At 43.7% G+C, this 3,147-nt stretch carries 4 protein-coding genes; all 4 read left to right on the plus strand.

Going from position 1 to position 3,147, the window contains the following annotated elements; translation table 11 throughout:
* Positions 1 to 401 (plus strand): proton-conducting transporter membrane subunit (locus tag WB217_RS03455; protein WP_423990668.1); only part of this gene is annotated, 401 nt, incomplete at its 5' end.
* Between the two features lie 6 nt (positions 402 to 407).
* Positions 408 to 1,931, plus strand: coding sequence for an NADH-quinone oxidoreductase subunit NuoN (gene nuoN / locus WB217_RS03460; RefSeq protein WP_423990670.1), 1,524 nt, complete (start codon positions 408 to 410; stop codon positions 1,929 to 1,931).
* A gap of 273 nt (positions 1,932 to 2,204) precedes the next feature.
* Complete coding sequence (locus tag WB217_RS03465) at positions 2,205 to 2,453, plus strand: DUF1146 family protein (protein WP_423990671.1); 249 nt, start codon at positions 2,205 to 2,207, stop codon at positions 2,451 to 2,453.
* A 200-nt stretch (positions 2,454 to 2,653) separates the two neighbouring features.
* Positions 2,654 to 3,147, plus strand: a 494-nt coding sequence (locus tag WB217_RS03470; protein ID WP_423990673.1) for a YwmB family TATA-box binding protein, incomplete at its 3' end; no start/stop codon positions are given.

The following is a 3,147-nucleotide window of genomic DNA, read 5'->3' on the forward strand; positions in this document are numbered from 1 at the left end:
CTACTACACTTGCAAATCTCGGCGGCCTTGCAAAAGGAATGCCGATCGCATCTGGCTTCTTACTTGCTGGTGCAATGGCGTCTCTTGGCTTGCCAGGGATGTCCGGTTTCGTCAGCGAATTCATGGCGTTCTTCGGCCTATTCAAGGAAATGCCGATCATTGCAGCGGTTGGTACTCTAGGCATCATCATGACGGCCGTTTACCTGCTGCGCGCCGTGCTTGCCATCACGTATGGCAAAGCAGAACGCGAATTTGTCGGTATTTCAGATGTTCGCACGTTTGAATGGGCACCGATCTTAGTGCTTGTGGGCTTAATCGTCCTGATTGGAGTATATCCTAACGTTCTGAGTGAACCGCTTCAGGCAACTTTAGAAACTATCTTGATGGGAATAGGGGGGTGATGAACGATGGATCTAGATACGCTTCTATCATTTGATTGGGGAACGATGACTCCTGAATTCATCATCCTGGGAGTAGCAACAGCCCTGTCAGTTCTTGATTTATTCATGCCAAAGCACGTTGACCGCAAAGTGCTTGGCTGGATTGGTTTTATCGGTATTCTCGCAGCAATTATTTCATTGGTGATGTTAATCGGCAGTGAAACAACGTCAATCTTGTTTGATACCTTCAGACTCGATTCGTTTGCGATTGCCTTTAAGCTGATCCTGCTTGTTGGTTCGGCGCTCGTCATGCTTTTGGCTATTGATTTTCCGCACAATGAAGGCCTCGAGGATTATAAAGGAGAATTTTTCTACCTGTTCCTCGCTGCATTGCTTGGTGCAATGATGATGGCGTCAAGCGGCGACTTGATTACTTTGTTTGTTGGACTTGAGTTGCTTTCGATTCCTTCTTATATATTGGCGGGTATGCGCAAGCGAAACCTGCAGTCTAACGAATCGGCGATGAAATATGTCCTTAACGGCGGTATTTCAACTGCAATCACTTTGTTCGGTATGAGCTATGTGTACGGCTTAGCTGGAACAACAAATTTAAAAGGAATTGCCACTGTCTTCGGAGGCATCTCTGATGGTCAGCACATCTACCTTCTTGGACTGGCATTCTTCATGATTTTCGTTGGACTTTCATTCAAGCTAGCATCTGCGCCGTTCCATATGTGGGCGCCGGACGTCTACCAGGGAGCTCCAACTCCAGTGACTGCGTTCTTGAGTGTTGTTTCAAAAACAGCTGGATTTGTGATCATCCTTCGAATTCTGTTATCTGTGTTCGGATATGTTCCGGTGCCAGGAGAAGCAGGAGAGCAGCCAATTCCGCTGTTGTTCGCACTCCAGGACTATATTGCTTTCCTTGCGGGAGCAACGATGATTATCGGTAACGTGGTGGCGTTAAGACAGCGCAATATTAAACGTCTATTTGCTTACTCAAGCATTGCGCATGCAGGTTATATCCTCGTCGCATTAACCGCAATGTCCTTCGTTACATTTGATGCGATCTGGTTCTACCTGCTTGCTTACGTATTAATGAACCTTGGCGCATTTGCGATTATCCAGCTGATTACAGCCAAGACGGGCTCGGAGGATATCAGCCACTTCGCGGGCCTTTACCGCCGCGCGCCGCTGCTTGCGGTCACAATGGGAATCTTCATTCTGTCACTCGCAGGAATCCCAGGTACTGCAGGCTTTATCGGTAAACTTAATATCTTCTTGGGCGCATTGATGGTCGATGAGGCGCATTATGTCCTTGTATCGATTATGATCGCCACAACAGTTGTATCGTATTTCTATTACTTTGGAATTATGACGCAGATGTTCTTCCGCCCGGCAGCTGACGACGCTAAAATCGAAATGCCGGCAGGAATTACAGCAGTAGTCATCATTACGGCTGCTGCAACAATCCTGTTCGGAGTAATGCCAAATCTAGCATTGGACTTCCTGCATGCGAATTTCAACCAGTTTGTTGATTTTATGAGGTAAGACTATTTGATCTTGAAAGTGTCTAATTCGAAACTTTTTTGAACCGGATTTTGGGGAAAATCTGATTCATCATGGGGGCCATTCTACACGGCTAAGGGGTAAAATAATGAAGGAGCTGGCTTGCGAATACGCGCAGGCCAGCTTTTTTGCATTTTGCTAACATGATATATGAAGTCTTTTTGCTTAAAATGTAACTTTCATTCGCGTGTGCCGTCTAATTACAGGTATGCATAGGCCTTATGTTAAAATAGAAAGGTAAAAGGGGGAAGAGAAATGATTTCAGGTATTGGTCCATTTGCATTGACCAGCATTATAGCCCATTTAGCATTCATCGGGCTTGCCTGGTGGGCACTTCAGGCGCTTCAATTTGAAAAGCTGCTCAGGGCTAATCATGTTCTTCAAGCCCGGGTTTTATATATTTTGGCATCAATCGCGCTGGGTTCCACTGTCAGTAATTTTTTCCTTGATTACCTCCAATGGTCACAACAGCTGCCGATGATCTTTCAATTGGTAAAAAATTAGGTCTTCATACATGTTTTCAAATTGACAAATATTGAGTAAAATTCAATTTGTTGCAGTTTTATTCGTATGTACATGTTTGTTTTTTCACAAAGAGCGTACACCCGGCAAAGTTGACCCGAAAAATTGTGTCAGAAAGTGACGAGAATTCCCAAGTATGTGATTTGCTCTCCTGGTAACAATGGTAATAAGGGGAGAGTGAGATGGACATGAAGAAAATTTCGTTTATTTTATCAATTTTTGGCATTATTGGTTTTATTGTGCTTCAAGCTGGGAATAAAACGACTGTAGCTGATGCTGAACATGAGATCCAGACTCTGGCCTCAGTTTTGCAGAACGAAAATATTTTGATCACTGGGTGGTCTTTATATGCAAGGGAAACATTGGAAAATGTAAATGATCAAGAAGATGTAGAAGGTCTTGTCGATGATTTGAAGGCTAAGCTTCCAAATTGGACATGGACTGTCAGCAATGATTCTAACCATGGAGAAATCGTTGCTGTATTAAAGTCTTCACGGCTTCATGAAAAAATTAAAATTATTTCTACCGACATAAACGGCCAGGTACATACGTATATCATGTATGAGGTCAGAGGTCAGTCTTGGAATAAAAATACAGAAGCCTTTTTGAGCAAAAATTTACCAAGCAGAATATTTGACATTTTTCGAGGAAATGCCACAACTTTCTCTTGTATCGA

The sequence above is a fragment of the Mesobacillus sp. genome (assembly GCF_049588175.1).
GTDB lineage: Bacteria > Bacillota > Bacilli > Bacillales > Cytobacillaceae > Mesobacillus.

Coding starts and splice junctions, on each gene's coding strand:
- nuoN (WP_423990670.1), top strand. CDS start 408: ATGGATCTAGATACGCTTCTATCATTTGATTGGGGAACGATGACTCCT.
- WB217_RS03465 (WP_423990671.1), top strand. CDS start 2,205: ATGATTTCAGGTATTGGTCCATTTGCATTGACCAGCATTATAGCCCAT.